Origin of the sequence: Pseudomonas sp. HS6-2, assembly GCF_049325675.2 — a bacterium.
In the GTDB taxonomy this organism is placed as follows: Bacteria; Pseudomonadota; Gammaproteobacteria; order Pseudomonadales; family Pseudomonadaceae; genus Aquipseudomonas; species Aquipseudomonas putida_N.
Map to the genome: position 1 here is coordinate 4986737 of NZ_CM143906.1, position 19680 is coordinate 5006416.

Consider the following 19680-nt stretch of genomic DNA (forward strand, 5'->3'; position numbering starts at 1 on the left):
ACTCAGACAGGCATCAAGTGTTCATGAGAGGCGTAGCGTGACCGTGCCCACGCCTCCGTGGTAAGGCTGCGCATCAGTGTCGATTCCTCCTGTGCAAGCTGGTGCATCAAGGTCCTCGCTTGCACATCATAATCGCTTTCCTGGCCGGCCCTGGCCTGCTCTTCCAGCACCTCGAGACGCTCGTGGTAGCTCGCCGCCAGCGCCTCGAAACGCTGCGCAAAGGTTTCGCGAAGGTAGCTCTGCCAAAATGGGCGCTCTGCCAAGGCATCCAGCATGGCGACGGCGGTATCGGCGCGCAACACCTCCAGTTCGGCACGACTGAGGTCGGCCAACGAAACCTGTGCGAACGAGGCAAAATGCATTGCATCGGGCACCACTGGCAAGTCGAGCGCGCCCGCCAAACGTGATCGGTAGTACAGTCGCACCTCGATTTCATCGACCCTGCGCAGGCCTTCGCGGAGCATGCGCCGCACGTGTGCGTTGGCGATGTCATCCAGCAGGTCCAGACGGTGCAATTGCCGCCCCAGGCGTAGCAAGCGGTTTTCCCTCAGCGCCACCGGCACCCCCTCGATGCCCTCGAAAGCAAGCATGCCCACCTCCATCTGATTGAGCATCAACAGCAGACGGTCTTCGCAGCTTCGCGGCCCGTCGGCTTCACGGAACAGCTGTTCACGGAGCGCTTCATTGTGCTCGCAAGCATCGAGAATGCGCCATATGCGATGCCTGAAGTAGGCGGGATGGGTCGCAAAATCCTCGGTGTCGACAAAGTCGGCGAGGAAGCGGAACAGACCAGCAGAGCCTGGCTCCTCCACCAGGCGATTCCAGCTTTGCTCGCGTTGGGCGCGCAGCAGGGGATCATCGGAGGCCACCCACGTCTGTCGAATGCCATCATCCAGTGCCTCATGGGTATAGGATGCACTACCCCGCCCCCCTGCCTCGGCAACGCCACGGGCTTCATCCAGGAACTGGGCGCTGCCTTCGCTCAACGGATTCTCGTGCAGGTTCAAGCGCTGCAGGCGCAGGCGCAAGCCACGCACTTCCCTGTGCAACTGGCTTATCCGGTTATCTCGAAGATCAATATGAGCCCGCAAGGCCACGTTCTGGTGAATCTGGCCGATGTCCACCTGCCCGGTCGACCGCAGACGGATGTCACGCACATGGGGCAGGACAGAGAGGTCTGGCATGCCATTGAGCGGGTTGTAACTGAGAATCAGCGTATCAAGACGCGTCAGTCGAGCCAAACGGCGGCTGCCCGAGTCATCCAGCTCGATCTGGTTGTTCCCCAGATTGACGCGCCGAAGTTGTCCCATGCCTTCGATCCCCTCAGGAATACCACTGAGACGGTTGCCACTGAGATCCAGGTCGACAACGTTGGGGAACAGCGCGAGAAACTGCGGATCGATAGCCTGTAGCCGCATGTTGCGCAGCGTCAGCCGGCGCACATGGGCGTAGTCGATACCCGCTGGCAAGCTTGGCAGCTGCCCCACCTGCTCGCCATCGATACACAACTCGTACTGCTCGTTATCATCCACCAGTTTGCGCCGCCAGCTACGCCGCAGTGTGTCGGCAACACGGCGACGGCGAATGGCATCGATCGGCGACTGCCAGTCGGCCTGCCATTGCCGCAGCCCCTCACGCAACGCCGAGAGCTGTCGTTGCAGCAGCAGATAATGGTTCCACAGGTTTTCACCACGCTGGCTCACGCTGTCGAGATAAGCATCAAGCTGCAACTCGCTAAGCGTCGGGAATATCTGATGAATGCCTTGCCTGATTGCTTGCCGGCTGCTTTCACCACCGCCACTTAGCGGATAGCCCAGCCGACCATCGGCAAAACGCCTGGGTGGCCGCACATGGGCACCGATCGGCTTCAGGCCGATCAGCGTTGCAGCGCGCTCACGATCCTGAACGACCGTCTCGAGCAACAGGGTGCGCAGCTGCCTGGACTGCAGCGTTGGCCCACCCAGTCTGGCTTTTTGATCTTGATCCAGGCATTGCAGGACCACGCTGAGCAGGGGCTGATCGGCACGGGCCAGATCACCTGCCACTGCATCAGTCAGCAAGTAGCCCTGTTCAGACCTGACGATGGTGTGCACCTGGCCAGTTGCCTTGCCTTCGCTTGAATACAACAGGCGCCCCAGTCGATGACCGACTCGCAACTCAATGCCCGAATTCGCTGGCCACGGTGCCTTGCGCTCGATCAAAGCCATGATCAACTGCTCAGTATCAGCGTTGGTCAGGCCAGGCAAACGGATGCCCAGTGCGGCTTGATCGAGCCGACTGTCCCGCAGGTACCATCTGGCTCGCTCGGCCATTGCCAATGGCACGCGATCAGTGCTCCGCAGCATGTGCAGCTGGGAAGAATTGCTGTGCTCGATGATCTCCTGAGCGCCGCGAGGAGACAGGCCCGTGAAAGCCCGTATGAGCTTCTCTTGGTCATCGGTAGCTGTGGGACGCAATGCCTGCAACGCCTCTTCGAAGGCCGCACCGCGTAGTGACGGTGATGCTTCATGGAGCCGGATGCGCTCCTGCATGTCGAGCAATCGCGCAGGAGGCGGGGCATGTTCGAGGTGCAAGCGGCGAAGTTGATCTTGATGGTAACCGGTGACATCCAGCAGCTTGTCGGCATCACTCCATAGCAAACCTGCAAGATCGCCGCTTTCCCATTGCTCGAGAAACGCCAGGGCACGGCCCTCGGCGGGAGGGTAGAAAGGGTTTCTGACCAGCCTCAAACTGTCTTCTGCCACTACCTTGGGTGCCAACGCATCTACCAACGAAACCCGCTTCAGCACGTGTAAGGCCCCCGCCGTGGTACCCGCAAGTACCAGGCCCTGTGCAACGGAGAAAAGATGATCCAGCGCTCCCTGGCGGTCACCGAGTCGCCAGTCCTGATAGCCCTCATAGACTTCATCCAGCAGTTGCGCCGCGCTGACCACCAGCATCAGCTCACCCAACCCCGGTACCACGAAAGCAGCCAGCCCAACCAGGTCCATGCCTGCAGCGATCATTTCCCGCAAGCGCCTGTGCCTGCTCAGGCGGTCCTCGACATCCGTCGGCACCGCGAGATGGGCGGCATCACCAAAGAGTTTGGCGACCAGCAAAACTTGCACATGCGTAAACACACTGCCATCGATTGGCAAATGGCGCCCGTCCAGCTGCACGACCTCGCCCGGCTTGCGTGCCGCCAACAACGCTGATAGCGACGTGTAGAAGGCAACGCTATCCTGTGCCTTGATAAACCGGCGGAAAAAGGTGCGAAATTGCCGCTTGAGCAAGCGCTGCGCCAGGTCACTGTAAAGTGCATCCCATGAGTCGTAAAAGCGCAGGCTCTTTTCCGGATCTCCGGGTATCCAGAGCATGATCTCGTCGGTGTCCTCATCGGCATTCGGGCGCCACTCCAAGGTGATGACCCCGACCACGCATTTGCCCAACAGATACAGTTGGCGAGGTAACCATCTCCCTTCAGCCGCTATCGGTCGAAGCGGTTCTTCGACAAGCGCCTGAAGCCGCTGCACATCATGCCCATCCAGCAGGCCTTTGAGCCTGCCTTCGTACACCGAAGCGCGCAGGCGAGTTTTCACGCCATCGGCAAACATCCTTGCCACGGCCTCACCAGCGTGCTGCTCAGGCTGACCACGGCCCGACCGAGGTTGCAATACCGCCTTGAGAAGCGCCTGGTATCTGCCGCCAATGTCCAGCGTTCGGCACAGACGAACATATTGCTCGAATGTCATGGCCAACAGCTCGCCCTTCTGGCCAACCAGATGCGCCTTGCGTAACAGCCACGGCTCGGCTTCGTGCGCTTCGAAGTTATGCAGTGCGGCGGACAGCAGGGTTTGCCGCGTGGAGTACGAGATTTTGGGCTGGTACAGTTTTTCCGCGGCCGAAGGCAGCGGAAACTCTTCCGTGACGACCACGTGGGCGAATTGCGGGTCAACATGACCAAGCCCCTCTGCAAACAGTGCATCGCTCAAAAGAGGAATGGCGAAGGCCACGATGTCCGGAATATGACCGAGCAATCGCTTCAGGGAATCTGCTGCGTCCTGCTGGGAACGCAACGCTTGATGGTACGCGGCAAGGTCGTCCGACTTGGCGTTGGTGACCCACTCGGGAAGCTGTCTTGCGATCAGATGATCGACGGAAGTTGACGGGATGCTGTTGGCAGATGCCATGACTGTGTCTCCTGTTCTGAAAGACGACAGCACAAGACATTCGTCCGGCTCAGCGGTGGTAAATAGGTCAATGTCCAGACCCACTCATTCGGATAACCGAACACCACCAGAAACTTCATTCGGAAAGCCGAAGAATTATCTGCAATAAAAAATGTTCAGAAAAGATTAATCCCCAGCATTTTCACGGCGTTATGATCGAGAGCAGAGCTTGGCACGACTCATGCTCTACACTTGGTAGCCGAATGCACTCGCTTGTTGCTGTATTCGTTGAACGAAGAGTCCGCCAACGGCTCCATAAAAAAAACAAACACCTCGAGGAAAATTTGATGCGTATCGTTCGTCATCTGTTGGGCGCAACCATCGCCGCCGCGATCATCGCTTCGCCAGCCATGGCTGAAGAGCTGACCGGTACCCTGAAGAAGATCAAGGACTCGGGCACCATCACCCTGGGCCACCGCGACTCTTCCATTCCATTTTCCTACCTGGCTGGCGGTCAAACGCCCGTGGGTTACTCCCATGACATCCAACTGGCCGTGGTCGATGCCCTGAAGAAGCAACTGGGTACCGACATCAAGGTCAAGTACAACCTGGTCACCTCCCAGACCCGCATCCCGCTGGTGCAGAACGGCACCGTGGACCTGGAGTGCGGCTCCACCACCAACAACGTCGAGCGCCAGCAGCAAGTCGGCTTCTCGGTCGGTATCTTCGAAGTCGGTACCCGCTTGCTGACCAAGGTCAAGGACGGTCAGCCTTCCTACAAGGACTTCCCGGACCTGGCCGGCAAGAATGTGGTGACCACCGCTGGTACCACCTCCGAGCGCATCCTCAAGGCGATGAACGCCGACAAGCAAATGAAGATGAACGTGATTTCCGCCAAGGACCACGGTGAAGCCTTCAACATGCTCGAAAGCGGCCGCGCCGTGGCTTTCATGATGGACGACGCCCTGCTCGCCGGTGAAATGGCCAAGGCACGCAATCCTAAGGACTGGGTCATCACCGGTACTCCACAGTCGTACGAAATCTACGGCTGCATGGTGCGCAAGGATGACCCGGCCTTCAAGAAAGCGGTCGATGACGCCATCGTTGCCTACTTCAAGTCGGGCGAAGTCAACAAGAGCTACGACAAGTGGTTCACCCAGCCGATCCCGCCAAAGGGCCTCAACCTGAACTTCGAGATGAGCGACGAGCTGAAGAAACTGATCGCCGAGCCGACCGACAAGGCCGCGGACGAGAAGAAGTCCTGATCCTCAGCCAATAGTGGCCTGGTGCGCATCCGCGCACGATTGAACCCACAGGCCACGCTTTAGTGTCTACCCTTTCATCCGAGGGCGTTTATCGCCCTTGGATGCTCGAAGGTGCCCGTGAAACAACCGTCTGAGGGGAAATCCCGATGAATTACAACTGGGACTGGGGCGTGTTCTTCAAGTCCACCGGCGTGGGCAGCGAGACCTATCTGGACTGGTACATCACCGGTCTGGGCTGGACCATCGCCATCGCCATCACCGCCTGGATCATCGCATTGCTGCTGGGGTCGCTCCTCGGCGTCATGCGCACCGTGCCGAACCGTCTGGTATCGGGCATCGCCACCGCCTACGTGGAGCTGTTCCGCAACGTGCCGCTGCTGGTGCAGCTGTTCATCTGGTACTTCCTCGTGCCGGACCTGCTGCCCGAAGGCCTGCAGGAATGGTTCAAGCAAGACCTCAACCCGACCACCTCGGCACTGATCAGCGTGGTGATCTGCCTGGGCCTGTTCACCGCCGCCCGCGTCTGCGAACAAGTGCGCACCGGCATCCAGGCGCTGCCTCGTGGCCAAGAAGCCGCTGCCCGCGCCATGGGCTTCAGCCTGCCGCAGATCTACAACAACGTGCTGCTGCCGCAGGCCTACCGGATCATCATTCCGCCGCTCACCTCGGAATTCCTGAACGTGTTCAAGAACTCCTCGGTGGCCTCGCTGATCGGCCTGATGGAGCTGCTGGCGCAGACCAAGCAGACCGCTGAGTTCTCGGCCAACCTGTTCGAGGCCTTCACCCTGGCCACGCTGATCTACTTCACCCTGAACATGGGCCTGATGTTGCTGATGCGCATGGTCGAGAAGAAAGTCGCCGTGCCTGGCCTGATCTCCGTAGGGGGCAAGTAGATGGACATGGATTTCAGCGAAATCATCCCCGCCTTGCCTGCCCTGTGGGACGGCATGGTCATGACCCTGCAACTGATGGTCATGGGCGTGGTCGGCGGTATCGTGCTCGGCACTATCCTGGCATTGATGCGCCTGTCGTCGAGCAAACTGTTGTCGCGTGTGGCCGGCGCCTACGTCAATTACTTCCGCTCGATCCCCCTGCTGCTGGTGATCACCTGGTTCTACCTGGCGGTGCCGTTCGTGCTGCGCTGGATCACCGGCGAGGACACCCCGGTGGGCGCCTTCACCTCGTGCGTGGTGGCGTTCATGATGTTCGAGGCCGCCTACTTCTGCGAAATCGTCCGCGCCGGTGTGCAGTCGATCTCCAAGGGCCAGATGGGCGCTGCCCAGGCCCTGGGCATGACCTACGGCCAGACCATGCGCCTGATCATTCTGCCCCAGGCCTTCCGCAAGATGACCCCGCTGCTGCTGCAGCAGAGCATCATCCTGTTCCAGGACACCTCGCTGGTGTACACCGTGGGCCTGGTGGACTTCCTCAACTCGGCACGCTCCAACGGCGACATCATCGGGCGCTCCCATGAGTTCCTGATCTTCGCCGGGGTCGTGTACTTCGTCATCAGCTTCTCCGCTTCGTGGCTGGTCAAGCGCCTGCAAAAAAGGATCACCGTATGATTTCCATCAAGAACGTCAACAAGTGGTACGGCGACTTCCAGGTGCTGACCGACTGCACCACCGAAGTGAAGAAGGGTGAAGTGGTGGTGGTCTGCGGCCCGTCAGGCTCGGGCAAGTCCACACTGATCAAATGCGTCAACGCACTGGAGCCGTTCCAGAAAGGCGACATCGTGGTCGATGGCACCTCGATCGCCGACCCCAAGACCAACCTGCCCAAGCTGCGTTCGCGGGTGGGCATGGTGTTCCAGCACTTCGAGCTGTTCCCGCACCTGAGCATCACCGAGAACCTGACCATCGCCCAGCGCAAGGTGCTCGGCCGCAGTGAAGCGGAAGCGACCAAGAAGGGCCTGGCCCTGCTCGACCGCGTCGGCCTCAGTGCCCATGCCAAAAAGCACCCCGGCCAGCTTTCAGGCGGCCAGCAGCAACGCGTGGCGATTGCCCGCGCGCTGTCGATGGACCCGATCGTCATGCTGTTCGACGAACCGACCTCGGCGCTGGACCCGGAGATGGTCAACGAAGTACTGGACGTGATGGTCGAGCTGGCCCACGAAGGCATGACCATGATGTGCGTGACCCACGAAATGGGCTTCGCCCGCAAAGTGGCCAACCGCGTGATCTTCATGGACAAGGGCAACATCATCGAGGACTGCCAGAAGGAAGACTTCTTCGGCAACCCGAGCGCCCGCCACGAACGCACCCAGCACTTCCTCAGCAAGATCCTGCAACACTGATTCGGCAAGAACGGCACCGCTGCCCGGGGTCACCCGGCAGCGGATGCTGGCCGTGACAAGGCCACTGTGATGAAATGCGACCCTTCGCTTCTTCTCCCTGCCAAGCCCGCCGTGAAATCCCGCCTGATTCGCCAATTGCTGCTGCCGCCCCTGATCATCCTGCTGATGGTTGGGCTGGGCATGGCCGGCTTCCTGATCAGCGAGAGCAACGGCATCCGCACCTTGAGCGAGAGCGGCGAGCGCGCGCTGGAGCTGCATGCGCGCACGGTCGAGAGCGAAATCAGCAAGTACACCTACCTGCCGAGCCTGCTGGAGCTGGAGGACAGCGTCTCGCAGCTGCTCACAGACCCTGATGGCGCCAACCGGCAGGCCGTCAACGAATACCTCGAAGGCCTGAACCGCCGCAGCCGCAGCCGGGCGATCTTTGTCCTCGACACCAACGGCCGGGTGCAGGCCAGCAGCAACTGGCGCGATGCCGACTCGTTCCTGGGTGAAGACCTGTCGTTCCGGGCCTATTTCCAGAGCGCCGTGCGCGGTGAACCGGGCCGTTTCTACGGGATCGGCAGCACCACGGGCGAGGCTGGCTACTACCTCGCCCACGGCCTGGAAGAACACGGCAAGATCATCGGCGTGGCGGTGATCAAGGTGCGCCTGGATACCCTCGAAGAGCGCTGGCAGCGCGCCCGTCTGGAAGCCTTCGTCAGCGATGAGAACGGCATCATCATTCTCTCCAGCGACCCGGCCCGGCGCCTGAAATCGGTGCGCCCGCTGACTCCGCAGATCAAGGAGCGCCTGGCGCGCAGCCTGCAATATTACTGGTGGCCACTGAACGAGCTGCAACCCCTGGCCCGCGAAACCCTGGCCGATGGCGTGGAGAAACTGACCTTCCCGGCCAACGCCGAAACCGCCCAGGGCAAGCCCCACGAAGTGAGCTACCTGGCGCAGACCCGGCGCCTGGCCGACACACCCTGGCACTTCACCCTCCTCACCCCGCTGCAGGACCTGCGCCGCGAATCCATGGTGCAGGGCATCCTGGTCGGCGTGGCCTTCGCCCTGCTGACCATCCTCGGCATCGCCTGGAACGAGCGGCGCAAGGTGATTGCCACGCGCCTGGCCGCCCGCGAGGCCCTGGAAGAAGCCAACAGCCAGCTGGAACGGCGCATCGCCGACCGCACCGCCGACCTGCGCGCCAGCAACGAACGCCTCAAGGGCCAGATCCGTGAACGTCGGCATGCCGAACAGACCCTGCGCCAAGCCCAGGACGAACTGGTCCAGGCCGGCAAGCTGGCGGCGATCGGGCAGATGTCCACCAGCATCGCCCACGAGCTCAACCAGCCGCTGGCGGCGCTGCGGACCCTGTCCGGCAACACCGTGCGCTTCCTCGAACGGGGTGCACTGGAAACCGCCAGCACCAACCTGCGCACCATGAACGACCTGATCGACCGCATGGGCCGCATCACGGCCAGCCTGCGCTCGTTCGCCCGGCGTGGTGACGACAGCGGCCAGGCGTCGCTGGCCAAGGCCGTGGACGCCTCCTTGCAGGTGCTGAACAACCGCATCACAGGTTGTCACCTGCAGCTGCACAGCCAGTTCGACGACCAGCAATTAGGCATCGACCAGACCCGCCTGGAGCAGATCCTGGTCAACCTGATCGGCAACGCCCTGGACGCCATGGCCACCCAGCCACTGCCCGAGCTCTGGCTCGAAGGCGAGCTGCAAGGCGACAAATACCGCCTGCGGGTGCGCGACAACGGCCACGGCATCGATGCCGAAACCCGCAAGCACCTGTTTGAACCCTTCTTCACCACCAAGCCGGGCGAACATGGCCTGGGCCTGGGGCTGACCCTGTCGGCGAGCCTTGCCGCCGCCGCCAAGGGCAGCCTGAACGTCGAGCACCCCGCCACCGGCGGCACTGCCTTCGTCCTCGCCCTGCCCCTGGTCACGCCCCCCAGCGAATCGGCAGAGCAACCATGAACCAAGCGCCACTTACCGTCCTGATCGTCGAAGACGACCCGCATGTGCTGCTCGGCTGCCAGCAGGCGCTGGCCCTGGAAGACATCGCCTGTGAAGGGGTCGGCAGTGCCGAACAGGCCCTGGAGCGCATCGGCGATGATTTTGCCGGCATCGTCGTCAGCGATATCCGCCTGCCCGGCATCGATGGCCTGGAACTGCTCAATCGCCTCAAGGCCCGCGACCGTAGCCTGCCGGTGGTGCTGATCACCGGCCACGGCGATATCGACATGGCAGTCGGTGCCATGCGCAACGGTGCCTACGATTTCATGGAGAAACCGTTCTCGCCCGAACGCCTGGTCGATGTGGTGCGCCGTGCGCTGGAGCAGCGCGGGTTGTCACGCGAGGTGGTGGCACTGCGACGGCAGCTGGCCGAACAGAGCAGCCTGGAGGGGCGTATCATCGGCCGCTCGCCGGCCATGGAGCATCTGCGCGAACTGATCGCCAACGTCGCCGATACCTCGGCCAATGTGCTGATCGAAGGTGAAACCGGTACCGGCAAGGAGCTGGTCGCCCGCTGCCTGCACGATTTCAGCCGGCGCCAAGGCCAGCCGTTCGTGGCGCTGAACTGTGGTGGCCTGCCGGAAAACCTGTTCGAGAGCGAGATCTTCGGCCACGAAGCCAACGCGTTCACTGGTGCTGGCAAGCGGCGCATCGGCAAGATCGAACACGCCAATGGCGGCACGCTGTTCCTCGACGAGGTCGAGAGCATGCCGATCAACCTGCAGATCAAGCTGTTGCGCGTGCTGCAGGAACGCACCCTGGAGCGCCTGGGCTCAAACCAGAGCATTGCGGTGGATTGCCGGGTGATTGCGGCCACCAAATCCGACCTCGACGCGCTGGGCCAGAGCGGGCAGTTCCGCAGCGATCTCTATTACCGCCTCAACGTGGTGACCCTTGAGTTGCCACCGTTGCGTGAGCGACGCGAGGACATCCTGCAACTGTTCGAACACTTCCTGCAGCAATCGGCGCTGCGCTTCGACCGCGAAACGCCGACGCTGGACAGCCAGACCCTGTCACGGCTGATGGCCCATGACTGGCCGGGTAACGTGCGCGAGCTGCGCAACGTGGCCGAGCGTTATGCCCTTGGACTGCCGGCGTTCAAGAAGGGGCCAAGCGGTGGCGCCAGCCAGGGGCTGGGGTTTGCCGAGGCAGTGGAAGCCTTTGAACGCAACTTGCTCAGCGATGCCTTGCAGCGTACCGGCGGTAACCTCAGCCAAGCCAGCCAGGAGCTGGGCATGGCCAAGACCACCCTGTTTGACAAGGTCAAGAAATACGGGCTCGGCTGACAGAACGGCGTCGCCTGCTTCGCGGGCAAGCTCGCAACGCAGGCGATGCCGATTCAGAGGCCGGCGATATGGGTGACATCCTGCCGGTGCGATTGCAGGTAAGGTAGCACCGCCGCCAGCAACGGTGCCTTGAATCGCTCCTGGAAGCGGTGCGCCAGCCCCGGAATCAATCGAAGCTGGCTCCCCTGGATATGCGCTGCCAAGTGCACGCCATGCATCACCGGCAATAGCGGATCGGCGGTGCCATGCACCACCAGTGTCGGCACCCGCAACCCATTCAGCAACTGCACCCGGCTCGGCTCGGCCAGAATCGCCATGATCTGGCGCTTCGCACCCTCCGGGTTGTACGCCCGGTCGTACGCCACCGCCGCCTGCTGCAGCAGCACCGCCCGATCGTCATGCACCTGCGGGCTGCCCAACGCAGCCAGCAGGTCAGCCTGCTGCTCGATGGCCACCTCACGACTCGGCGCACTGCGCCGCGCCAGCAACTGCACCAGGGCCGGATCCGGCGCTGGCAGCCCTGCCGCCCCAGAACTGGACATCACCAGGGTCAGGCTACGCACCCGCTCGGGCGCCATGGCGGCCAGGTGCTGGGCGATCATCCCGCCCATGCTCACGCCCAGCACATGGAACTGGCGAATGCCCAGCACATCCATCAGTTGCAGGCCATCGTCGGCCATGTCAGTCAGGGTATAAGGCGCGGAAACCGGCAGGCCCAGCTTGTAGCGCAACAGCTCGAGCGTGAGATTGGCCGAAGGTGGCAGCTGGTTCCAGCGCGACAGGCCGACATCGCGATTGTCATAGCGAATGACCCGGAAGCCCTGGCGGCACAACGCCTCGACCACGTCGTCCGGCCAATGGATCAGTTGCCCGCCCAGGCCCATGACCAGCAACAAGGCTGGATCGCGAGGCGCGCCGACGCTCTGATAGACCAGGCTCAGCTCACCGATTTCGGCACGTTGTACCGGCACATGGGCGTCGCAACGGGTGTCGGCGAAGCTCGCCGAAGCGTTGAACACGAGAAAGAAAAAAAGCAGAAAAGCTCTCATGAAAGAAACACCAGAATGCAGATCCCCAGTAGAGCGCGAGTCTGATGAATTTAATTCGGGCGCGCTGCCACAGTTCAGTGACAGTTTGATGAACCCTGCCGAGCGGTGCGGCCCAGTGTCCAGTCGACAGCCCGGGGCAACATGAGCGAAACTCAACTCATTCCCCTGTTTTCTCAAATTTTTACTCGGAGTCAGCCGTGCTGGAGATCCGCCACCTGAAAACCCTTCATGCCCTGCGCGAGGCCGATAGCCTGGTGGAGGCCGCCGAACGCCTGCACCTGACCCAATCGGCACTGTCGCACCAGTTCAAGGAGCTTGAAGAGCGACTGGGCCTGCCACTGTTCGTGCGCAAGACCAAGCCGATCCGCTTCACTAGCGCCGGCCTGCGCCTGCTGCAACTGGCCGATGCCACCCTGCCGCTGCTGCGCGGCGCCGAGCGCGACATCGCCCGGCTGGCAGGCGGCACTGCCGGGCGCCTGCACATGGCGATCGAATGCCACAGCTGCTTCCAGTGGCTGATGCCGACCATCGACCAGTTCCGCGATGCCTGGCCGGAAGTGGAACTGGATCTGGCCTCGGGCTTTGCCTTTGCCCCATTGCCGGCACTGGCCCGGGGCGACCTCGATCTGGTGGTCACCTCTGACCCGCTGGACCTCGCCGGCATCACTTACGTGCCATTGTTCACCTACGAAGCGATGCTCGCCGTGGCCAACCAGCACCCACTGGCCAGCAAGCCATATATCGTGCCCCAGGACCTGCTCGACCAGACCCTGATCACCTACCCGGTGGAGCGCGACCGCCTGGACATCTTCACCCGCTTCCTGGAGCCGGCCGATATCGAGCCGGCTGCCGTGCGCACGTCCGAGCTGACGGTGATGATGATGCAACTGGTGGCCAGCGGCCGTGGTGTGTGTGGCATGCCGCACTGGGCGCTGCACGAGTACAGCGCGCGGGGCTATGTGAAGGGCAAACGCCTGGGCGAGAAAGGCCTGTTCGCCACGCTGTACGCGGCGGTGCGCACCGACATGCTCGATGCGCCTTACATGCGCGACTTCCTGCTGACCGCCAAGGACACCTCGTTCGCCACCCTCGACGGGGTCAGCGCGGTACGCTGACGGCCTGGCGGTACAAAGGCAGGATCAGGTCGCGGGTCAGCGGCGCCAACTCAGGCGTTGCTGCCTGATCGGCGGCCAGCCACAGCACTTCTTCGATTTCCGCCGCCGGGGCTACCGCTTCGGCACTGTCGACGCGGAACAGTTCGGCTTGCACCTCGAAACCCGGTTCGTTGGCGGCCGGTGCGCTGAACTGGCCCATATGTACAGCCTGGTCCGGGTCAATGTGCAGCCCAAGCTCTTCGTGCAGTTCACGCACCAGCGCCTGAACGGGTGACTCACCCGCATCGATCTTGCCACCCGGTTGCATGAACGCCTGGGTGCCACGCTTGCGCACCAGCAGGGTGCGGCCTTGCGGGTCGATCAACAGGGCGGCGGCGATACGGATGATGTTGGCCATGGGTGGGCTCGCTGAAAAAGGCGACAGTGTACAGAAGATCGACGACGAACGGCCCCTTGCCAAGCCGCCCTTCAGCCGCCATAACCAACAGATGAACCTGCCAGCCCACCAGCACCCGGTGCTCGAGCTGTTCCACCCGGCCGTCAGCACCTGGTTCCGCCGCCACTTCGCCACGGTCACCGATGCCCAGGCTCGTGCCTGGCCACTGATCCATGCTGGCCAGTCGATGCTGCTCGCCGCGCCGACCGGCTCGGGCAAGACCTTGAGCGCCTTTCTGGCCGTGCTTGACGAACTGTTTCGCGAAGGCCTGGAGCATGACGGCGAGCTGCCGGCGCACACCCAGGTCGTCTACGTCTCGCCGCTCAAGGCGCTGTCCAACGACATCCGCCTGAACCTGCAGGCCCCGCTTGAAGGCATCAGCCAGGCCCTTGAACAACAAAGCTTGAAAGCACCACGCATCACCGCCGCCGTGCGTACCGGCGACACCCCGCAAAAAGAGCGGGCGGCCATGCGCAAGCTGGCACCGCATATCCTGGTGACCACACCCGAGTCGCTGTACGTGCTGATGGGCTCGGCCTCCGGCCGTGAAGGCCTGGCCAGCGTGCACACGGTGATCGTCGATGAAATCCACGCCCTGGCCGGCAACAAGCGCGGTGCCCACCTGGCGCTGACGTTGGAGCGTTTGCAGGCTTTGTGTGGGCGCCCACTGCGACGCATCGGCCTGTCCGCCACTCAGCGTCCGGTAGAGCGTGTGGCGCAGTTCCTGGTTGGCGACCAACGCCCTTGCGCGATCGTCGATGTCGGCCACGCGCGCCAGCGCGACCTCGCCATCGAAGTGCCGCCGGTGCCGCTCGGCGCCGTCATGGCCACGGATGTCTGGGGCCTGGTCTATGACCGTCTGGCTGCCCTCGCCCGTGAACATCGCACCACGCTGGTGTTCGTCAATACCCGGCGCCTGGCCGAACGCATCACCCGCCACCTCAGCGACCGCCTGGGCAAGGAAGCGGTGGCCGCGCACCATGGCAGCCTGGCCAAGGAGCTGCGCCTGGACGCCGAGCAGCGCCTGAAGAACGGCCAGTTGCAGGTGCTGGTGGCCACCGCCTCGCTGGAGCTGGGTATCGACATCGGCGATGTTGATCTGGTCTGCCAGATCGAATCACCGGGCTCGATCGCGGCATTCCTGCAGCGGGTCGGCCGCTCTGGGCACCAGGTCGAGGGCATTCCCAAGGGCCGGCTGTTTCCGACTTCCCGCGATGACCTGATCGAATGCGTGGCCCTGCTCGACAGCGTGCGCCATGGCGAACTCGATGAATTGCATGTCCCTAAGGCGCCGCTGGACGTGCTCGCCCAGCAGATCGTCGCCGAGGCCAGCAACCAGCCCTGGCAGGAACAGGCGCTGTTCGACTGCCTGCGCCAAGCCACGCCTTATACCGCCCTTGATCCCGCGCATTACCAGGCCCTGCTGCGCATGCTCGCCGAAGGCTACAACGGCCGCCTGGGCATCCGCAGCGCCTACCTGCACCGTGATGCGGTCAGCGGCACCTTGCGCGGGCGCCGGGGTAGCCAGCTGACCGCGCTGACCAGTGGCGGCACCATTCCCGATAATGCCGACTATGCGGTACTGCTTGAGCCACAGGCGCTGAACATCGGCAGCGTCAACGAAGACTTTGCGGTTGAAAGCATCGCCGGGGACATCTTCCAGCTGGGCAATGCCTCCTATCGCATCCTGCGGGTCGAACCCGGACGAGTGCGCGTCGAGGATGCCCAGGGCCTGCCGCCGACCATTCCGTTCTGGCTCGGCGAAGCGCCGGGGCGCAGCGATGAACTGTCCGCCGCGGTCGCTCGCCTGCAGGCCCGCCTGGATGATCGTTTGGCGCAGAACGAAGAGGTATTGCAGTGGCTGCAGGACACCTTCGAACTGGACGAAGCCAGCGCCAGCCAGTTACTCGACTACCTGGGCCGCACCCGCGAGGTGCTCGGTGCCCTGCCCTCCCAACAAACCTTGGTGATGGAGCGCTTCTTCGACGAGTCTGGCGGTACCCAGTTGATCATCCACTCGCCCTACGGCAGCCGTATCAACCGTGCATGGGGGCTGGCCCTGCGCAAACGCTTCTGCCGCTCCTTCAATTTCGAGTTGCAGGCTGCGGCCAGCGAAGACGCCATCGTGCTGTCGCTGTCTACCAGCCACAGCTTCGAGCTGGATGAAGTATGGCGCTACCTCAACAGCCGCAACGCCGAGCAGATCCTCATCCAGGCCCTGCTCGACGCGCCACTGTTCGGCGTGCGCTGGCGCTGGAACGCCGGCGTGGCCATGGCCCTGCCGCGCTTCGTCGGCGGCCGCAAGGTGGCACCGCAAATCCAGCGCATGAAGAGCGAAGACCTGATTGGCGCGGTGTTCCCCGACCAGATCGCCTGCCTGGAGAACATCGTCGGCGAACGGCAGATCCCCGATCACCCGCTGGTCGAACAGACCCTCGACGACTGCCTGCACGAGGCCATGGACAGCGAAGGCTGGCTGGCATTGTTGCGGCGCATGGAAAGCGGCCAGGTGCGCTTGCTGTGTCGCGACCTGCCCGCGCCTTCGCCGCTGGCCTCGGCCATTCTCAACGCACGGCCCTATGCTTTCCTCGATGACGCCCCGCTGGAGGAACGACGCACCCAGGCGGTGCTCAACCGGCGCTGGAATGAAGTGCATGACGGCGATGACCTCGGTGCGCTGGACGCCGATGCGATCGCCGCCGTGCAGGCCGAGGCCTGGCCGCAGCCGGGCAATGCTGACGAAATGCACGAGGCGCTGATGACCCTGGGCGCCATCAGCCATGAGGAAGTCCATGCCAACCCCAGCTGGGACCTGCTACTGCGCCAGCTGGCCAAGGCCGGACGCGCCATGCGCCTGATCGATGAAAAACTCTGGCTGGCACGCGAACGCCTGAACCTGCTGCAGACGCTGTATCCGGCGTCGCGCCTGGAGCCTGCGCTGGACATACTGCCCGGCTTCGACCAGGCCATCGATCCGGACAGCGCTCTGAGTGAGCTGCTACGCGCCCGCCTGAGCGGCTACGGCCCGCTGAGCGTGGCGCAGATTGCCGCACCACTGGGCAAGCCCGCTGTTCAGGTCGAACAGGCGCTGGGCCGCCTGGAAGCCGAAGGCTACGTGTTGCGCGGCCATTTCAGCCCAGGGGCGCGGGACCTGCAATGGTGTGAGCGCCACCTGCTGGCGCGCATCCATCGCTACACGGTGAAACGTCTGCGCCGGGAGATCGAGCCGGTCAGCCTGCAGGACTTCATGCGTTTTCTGTTCGACTGGCAGCACCTGGCGCCTGATCAGCGCCTGCGTGGGCCTCAGGCGGTGGCCGAAGTGCTGGGGCAGCTGCAGGGTTTCCCCAGTGCTGCCGGCGCCTGGGAAGCGGAGCTGCTGCCGGCGCGGATCAAGGACTACAGCCCGCACTGGCTGGACGATGCCTGCCGCAGCGGGCAGTTTGCCTGGAGCCGGCTGGCCGCGACCGTGGCGAGCAATACCTTGTCGAGTACGCCGCTGGTGCTGTTGCCACGCGAGCACATGGGCCTATGGCGTAGCCTCGCCCCCGAGCCTGCCCGCGAAGCACTTGGCGGGCGAGCACAACGGGTGCTTGAAGCGCTGCAGGCCCACGGGGCGTTGTTCTTCGATGAACTGACCAGCGATGCCCACCTGCTGCCCAGCGAGCTGGAAGCCGCGTTGCAGGAACTGGTAGGGGCCGGCCTGGTGGGCGCCGACAGTTTCACCGGCCTGCGCAGCCTGATTACCCCTGCCGCCAAGCGCAGCTCCCGCAACCGCCGGCGCGGCCACCCGCCGCTGTCGAGCAGCATGGCCCATGCCGGACGCTGGGCGTTGCTGCGTCGGGGCAGTGGCACTGTTGACGAGAACCAGCGCGTGGAACACATCGCCCGCGCGCTGCTACGGCGCTATGGAGTGATCTGCTGGCGGCTGCTGGAACGGGAGAGCGATGTACTGCCGCCCTGGCGCGAGCTGCTACGTTGCTATCACCGGTTGGAAGCACGTGGCGAGATTCGTGGTGGGCGTTTCATTGCCGGGCTGGCGGGTGAGCAGTTCGCATTGCCGGAGGCGGTCGGGTTGCTACGGCAGGTACGCCGGCGGGCGCCAGATGGTGGGCTGGTGGTGGTCAGCGCCAGTGATCCGCTGAACTTGATAGGGTCGTTGCTGCCCGGTGCGAAAGTGCCTGCTGCGGGTGATAACCGGTTGCTGTATCGCGATGGCGTGCCCGTAGCGGTGCGGGTGGCGGGGCGGTATAGCTATCTGGTGGAGGGGGCGGCGCAGGAGCAAGCGAGCTGGAAGGAGAAATTGATGCGTACGCCGACAGGCGCTTAAACCTTATCGTCGAACACCTCTGGGCGAGAATGATTTTCGCTTCCCCGATTTTGATTTGCACTGCCACACAAGTTGGCTATGGTCGGGGTTTGCCCCAGGCCCTGAGCCTGACCGCGCCATCGCAAGGATCCCGTATGAGCCTGTCACTTCTCAGCCGCTATGCCTTCTTCACCGCCTGTGTATTGTTCACCCTGGCGAGCCTGCCGTTCCTCCACCACGAGTGGCTGTGGCCGTTCACCCTGGTCACCGGGGTGCTAAGCCTGATCGGGGTGTTCGACCTGCTGCAGCAACGCCACGCGGTGCGCCGCAACTATCCGATTCTTGGCAACATCCGCTACCTGGTCGAGGGCATCCGCCCGGAAATCCGCCAATACCTGCTGGAGGCCGACAGCGACGCACTGCCCTTCTCCCGCGCCCAGCGCTCGCTGGTATACGCCCGGGCCAAGAACGAAGCCTCGGACAAACCCTTCGGCACCCTGATCGATGTCTATGAGTCGGGCTTCGAGTTCATCGGCCACTCCATGCGCCCGGCACCACTGACCGACCCGGCAAGCTTCCGGGTCATCGTCGGCGGGCCGCAGTGCAGCCAGCCGTATTCGGCGTCGATCTTCAACATCTCGGCCATGAGCTTCGGCTCGCTCAGCGCCAACGCCATCCGCGCCCTGAACAAGGGCGCCAAGCTGGGCAACTTCCACCACGACACCGGCGAAGGCAGCATCAGCCCCTATCACCGCGAAAACGGTGGCGACCTGGTCTGGGAGCTGGGCAGCGGCTACTTCGGCTGCCGCACCGCCGACGGCCGCTTCGACCCCGAACGCTTCGCCGCCCAGGCCCGCACCCCACAGGTGCGGATGATCGAGATCAAGATGAGCCAGGGCGCCAAGCCCGGCCACGGCGGCATCCTGCCCAAGCACAAGGTGACCCAGGAAATTGCCGAAACCCGTGGAGTGCTGATGGGCGAGGACTGCATCTCGCCATCGCGCCACAGCGCCTTCTCCACCCCGATCGAGATGATGCACTTCATCGCCCAGCTGCGTGAGTTGTCTGGCGGTAAACCGGTGGGTTTCAAGTTCTGCCTGGGCCACCCGTGGGAGTTCATGGGCATCGCCAAGGCCATGCTGGAAACTGGCATCCTGCCCGACTTCATCGTGGTCGATGGCAAGGAAGGCGGTACCGGCGCCGCGCCGGTGGAGTTCACCGATCACATCGGCGTGCCGCTGCGTGAAGGCCTGCTGTTCGTGCACAACACCTTGGTTGGGCTTAACCTGCGCGACAAGATCAAGCTCGGCGCCAGCGGCAAGATCGTCAGCGCCTTCGACATCGCCAGCGTGCTGGCCATCGGTGCCGATTGGGCCAACTCGGCGCGCGGGTTCATGTTCGCCATCGGCTGCATCCAGTCGCAGAGCTGCCACACCAACAAGTGCCCGACCGGCGTAGCCACGCAAGACCCGCTACGCCAGCGCGCCCTGGTGGTACCGGACAAGGCCCAACGGGTGCTGAACTTCCACCACAATACCCTGCGTGCACTGGCTGAAATGCTGGCCGCAGCAGGTCTTGAGCACCCGGCGCAGCTGGAGGCCAAGCACCTGGTGCGGCGCGTGTCGGCCACCGAGATCAAGCTGTTCTCGCAGATGCATGTGTTCCTCAAGCCGGGCGAGTTGCTCACCGGTGAGGTCAATGGGCAGTTCTATTCGCGCATGTGGCAGATGGCCCGGGCCGACAGCTTCGAGCCGCAAGCAGCCTGA

The 19680-nt window shown here is 63.3% G+C and carries 12 protein-coding genes; 9 read left to right on the plus strand and 3 right to left on the minus strand.

Translation table 11 applies throughout. The features are described 5' to 3' along the window. Positions 1-2: 2 nt before the first annotated feature. Complete coding sequence (locus tag ACOKS3_RS23315) at positions 3-4169, minus strand: NEL-type E3 ubiquitin ligase domain-containing protein (RefSeq protein WP_422764499.1); 4167 nt, start codon at positions 4167-4169, stop codon at positions 3-5. Positions 4170-4495: 326 nt separating this feature from the next. Between ACOKS3_RS23315 and ACOKS3_RS23320 the strand changes: the two genes are divergently transcribed. The 6 genes from ACOKS3_RS23320 to aauR all read left to right on the plus strand — a co-directional run bounded on the left by ACOKS3_RS23320 (position 4496) and on the right by aauR (position 11008). Continuing rightward, entirely contained in the window at positions 4496-5413 is a 918-nt protein-coding gene (locus ACOKS3_RS23320) for a glutamate/aspartate ABC transporter substrate-binding protein (RefSeq protein WP_422764500.1), read from the plus strand. 146 nt (positions 5414-5559) lie between these two features. Then, on the plus strand, positions 5560-6306 hold the full coding sequence (locus tag ACOKS3_RS23325; RefSeq protein ID WP_103449397.1) for an amino acid ABC transporter permease: 747 nt from the start codon (positions 5560-5562) through the stop codon (positions 6304-6306). Further along, entirely contained in the window at positions 6307-6978 is a 672-nt protein-coding gene (locus ACOKS3_RS23330) for an amino acid ABC transporter permease (protein ID WP_103449396.1), read from the plus strand. Further along, on the plus strand, positions 6975-7709 hold the full coding sequence (locus ACOKS3_RS23335) for an amino acid ABC transporter ATP-binding protein (protein ID WP_103449395.1): 735 nt from the start codon (positions 6975-6977) through the stop codon (positions 7707-7709). Before ACOKS3_RS23330 ends, ACOKS3_RS23335 begins: the two co-directional genes overlap by 4 nt. A gap of 69 nt (positions 7710-7778) precedes the next feature. Beyond that, positions 7779-9683, plus strand: a complete 1905-nt coding sequence (gene aauS / locus ACOKS3_RS23340; RefSeq protein WP_103449394.1) for a two-component sensor histidine kinase AauS — start codon at positions 7779-7781, stop codon at positions 9681-9683. Further along, positions 9680-11008 (plus strand): two-component response regulator AauR, encoded by a 1329-nt coding sequence (gene aauR / locus ACOKS3_RS23345; RefSeq protein WP_103449393.1) that lies wholly within the window; start codon positions 9680-9682, stop codon positions 11006-11008. Before aauS ends, aauR begins: the two co-directional genes overlap by 4 nt. A 53-nt stretch (positions 11009-11061) precedes the next feature. Here aauR and ACOKS3_RS23350 read toward each other — a convergent pair whose 3' ends face one another. After that, positions 11062-12057, minus strand: a complete 996-nt coding sequence (locus ACOKS3_RS23350) for an alpha/beta fold hydrolase (protein WP_103449392.1) — start codon at positions 12055-12057, stop codon at positions 11062-11064. Between the two features lie 197 nt (positions 12058-12254). Here ACOKS3_RS23350 and metR point away from each other — a divergent pair, with 197 nt between their 5' ends. Further along, positions 12255-13172, plus strand: coding sequence for a transcriptional regulator MetR (gene metR / locus ACOKS3_RS23355; protein WP_103449391.1), 918 nt, complete (start codon positions 12255-12257; stop codon positions 13170-13172). Here metR and ACOKS3_RS23360 read toward each other — a convergent pair. Then, positions 13156-13569, minus strand: a complete 414-nt coding sequence (locus tag ACOKS3_RS23360) for an NUDIX hydrolase (protein WP_103449390.1) — start codon at positions 13567-13569, stop codon at positions 13156-13158. The two genes, metR and ACOKS3_RS23360, sit on opposite strands and share 17 nt — an antisense overlap. A 91-nt stretch (positions 13570-13660) precedes the next feature. Here ACOKS3_RS23360 and ACOKS3_RS23365 point away from each other — a divergent pair, with 91 nt between their 5' ends. Together ACOKS3_RS23365 and ACOKS3_RS23370 are read left to right on the plus strand one after the other, a co-directional pair. Then, positions 13661-17935 carry a DEAD/DEAH box helicase gene (locus tag ACOKS3_RS23365; protein ID WP_103449885.1) on the plus strand — a complete coding sequence of 1425 codons (4275 nt, stop codon included), beginning with the start codon at positions 13661-13663 and terminating at the stop codon, positions 17933-17935. 134 nt (positions 17936-18069) lie between these two features. Further along, a complete protein-coding gene (locus ACOKS3_RS23370; protein ID WP_103449389.1) occupies positions 18070-19680 on the plus strand; it encodes an FMN-binding glutamate synthase family protein in 1611 nt (536 codons plus the stop codon).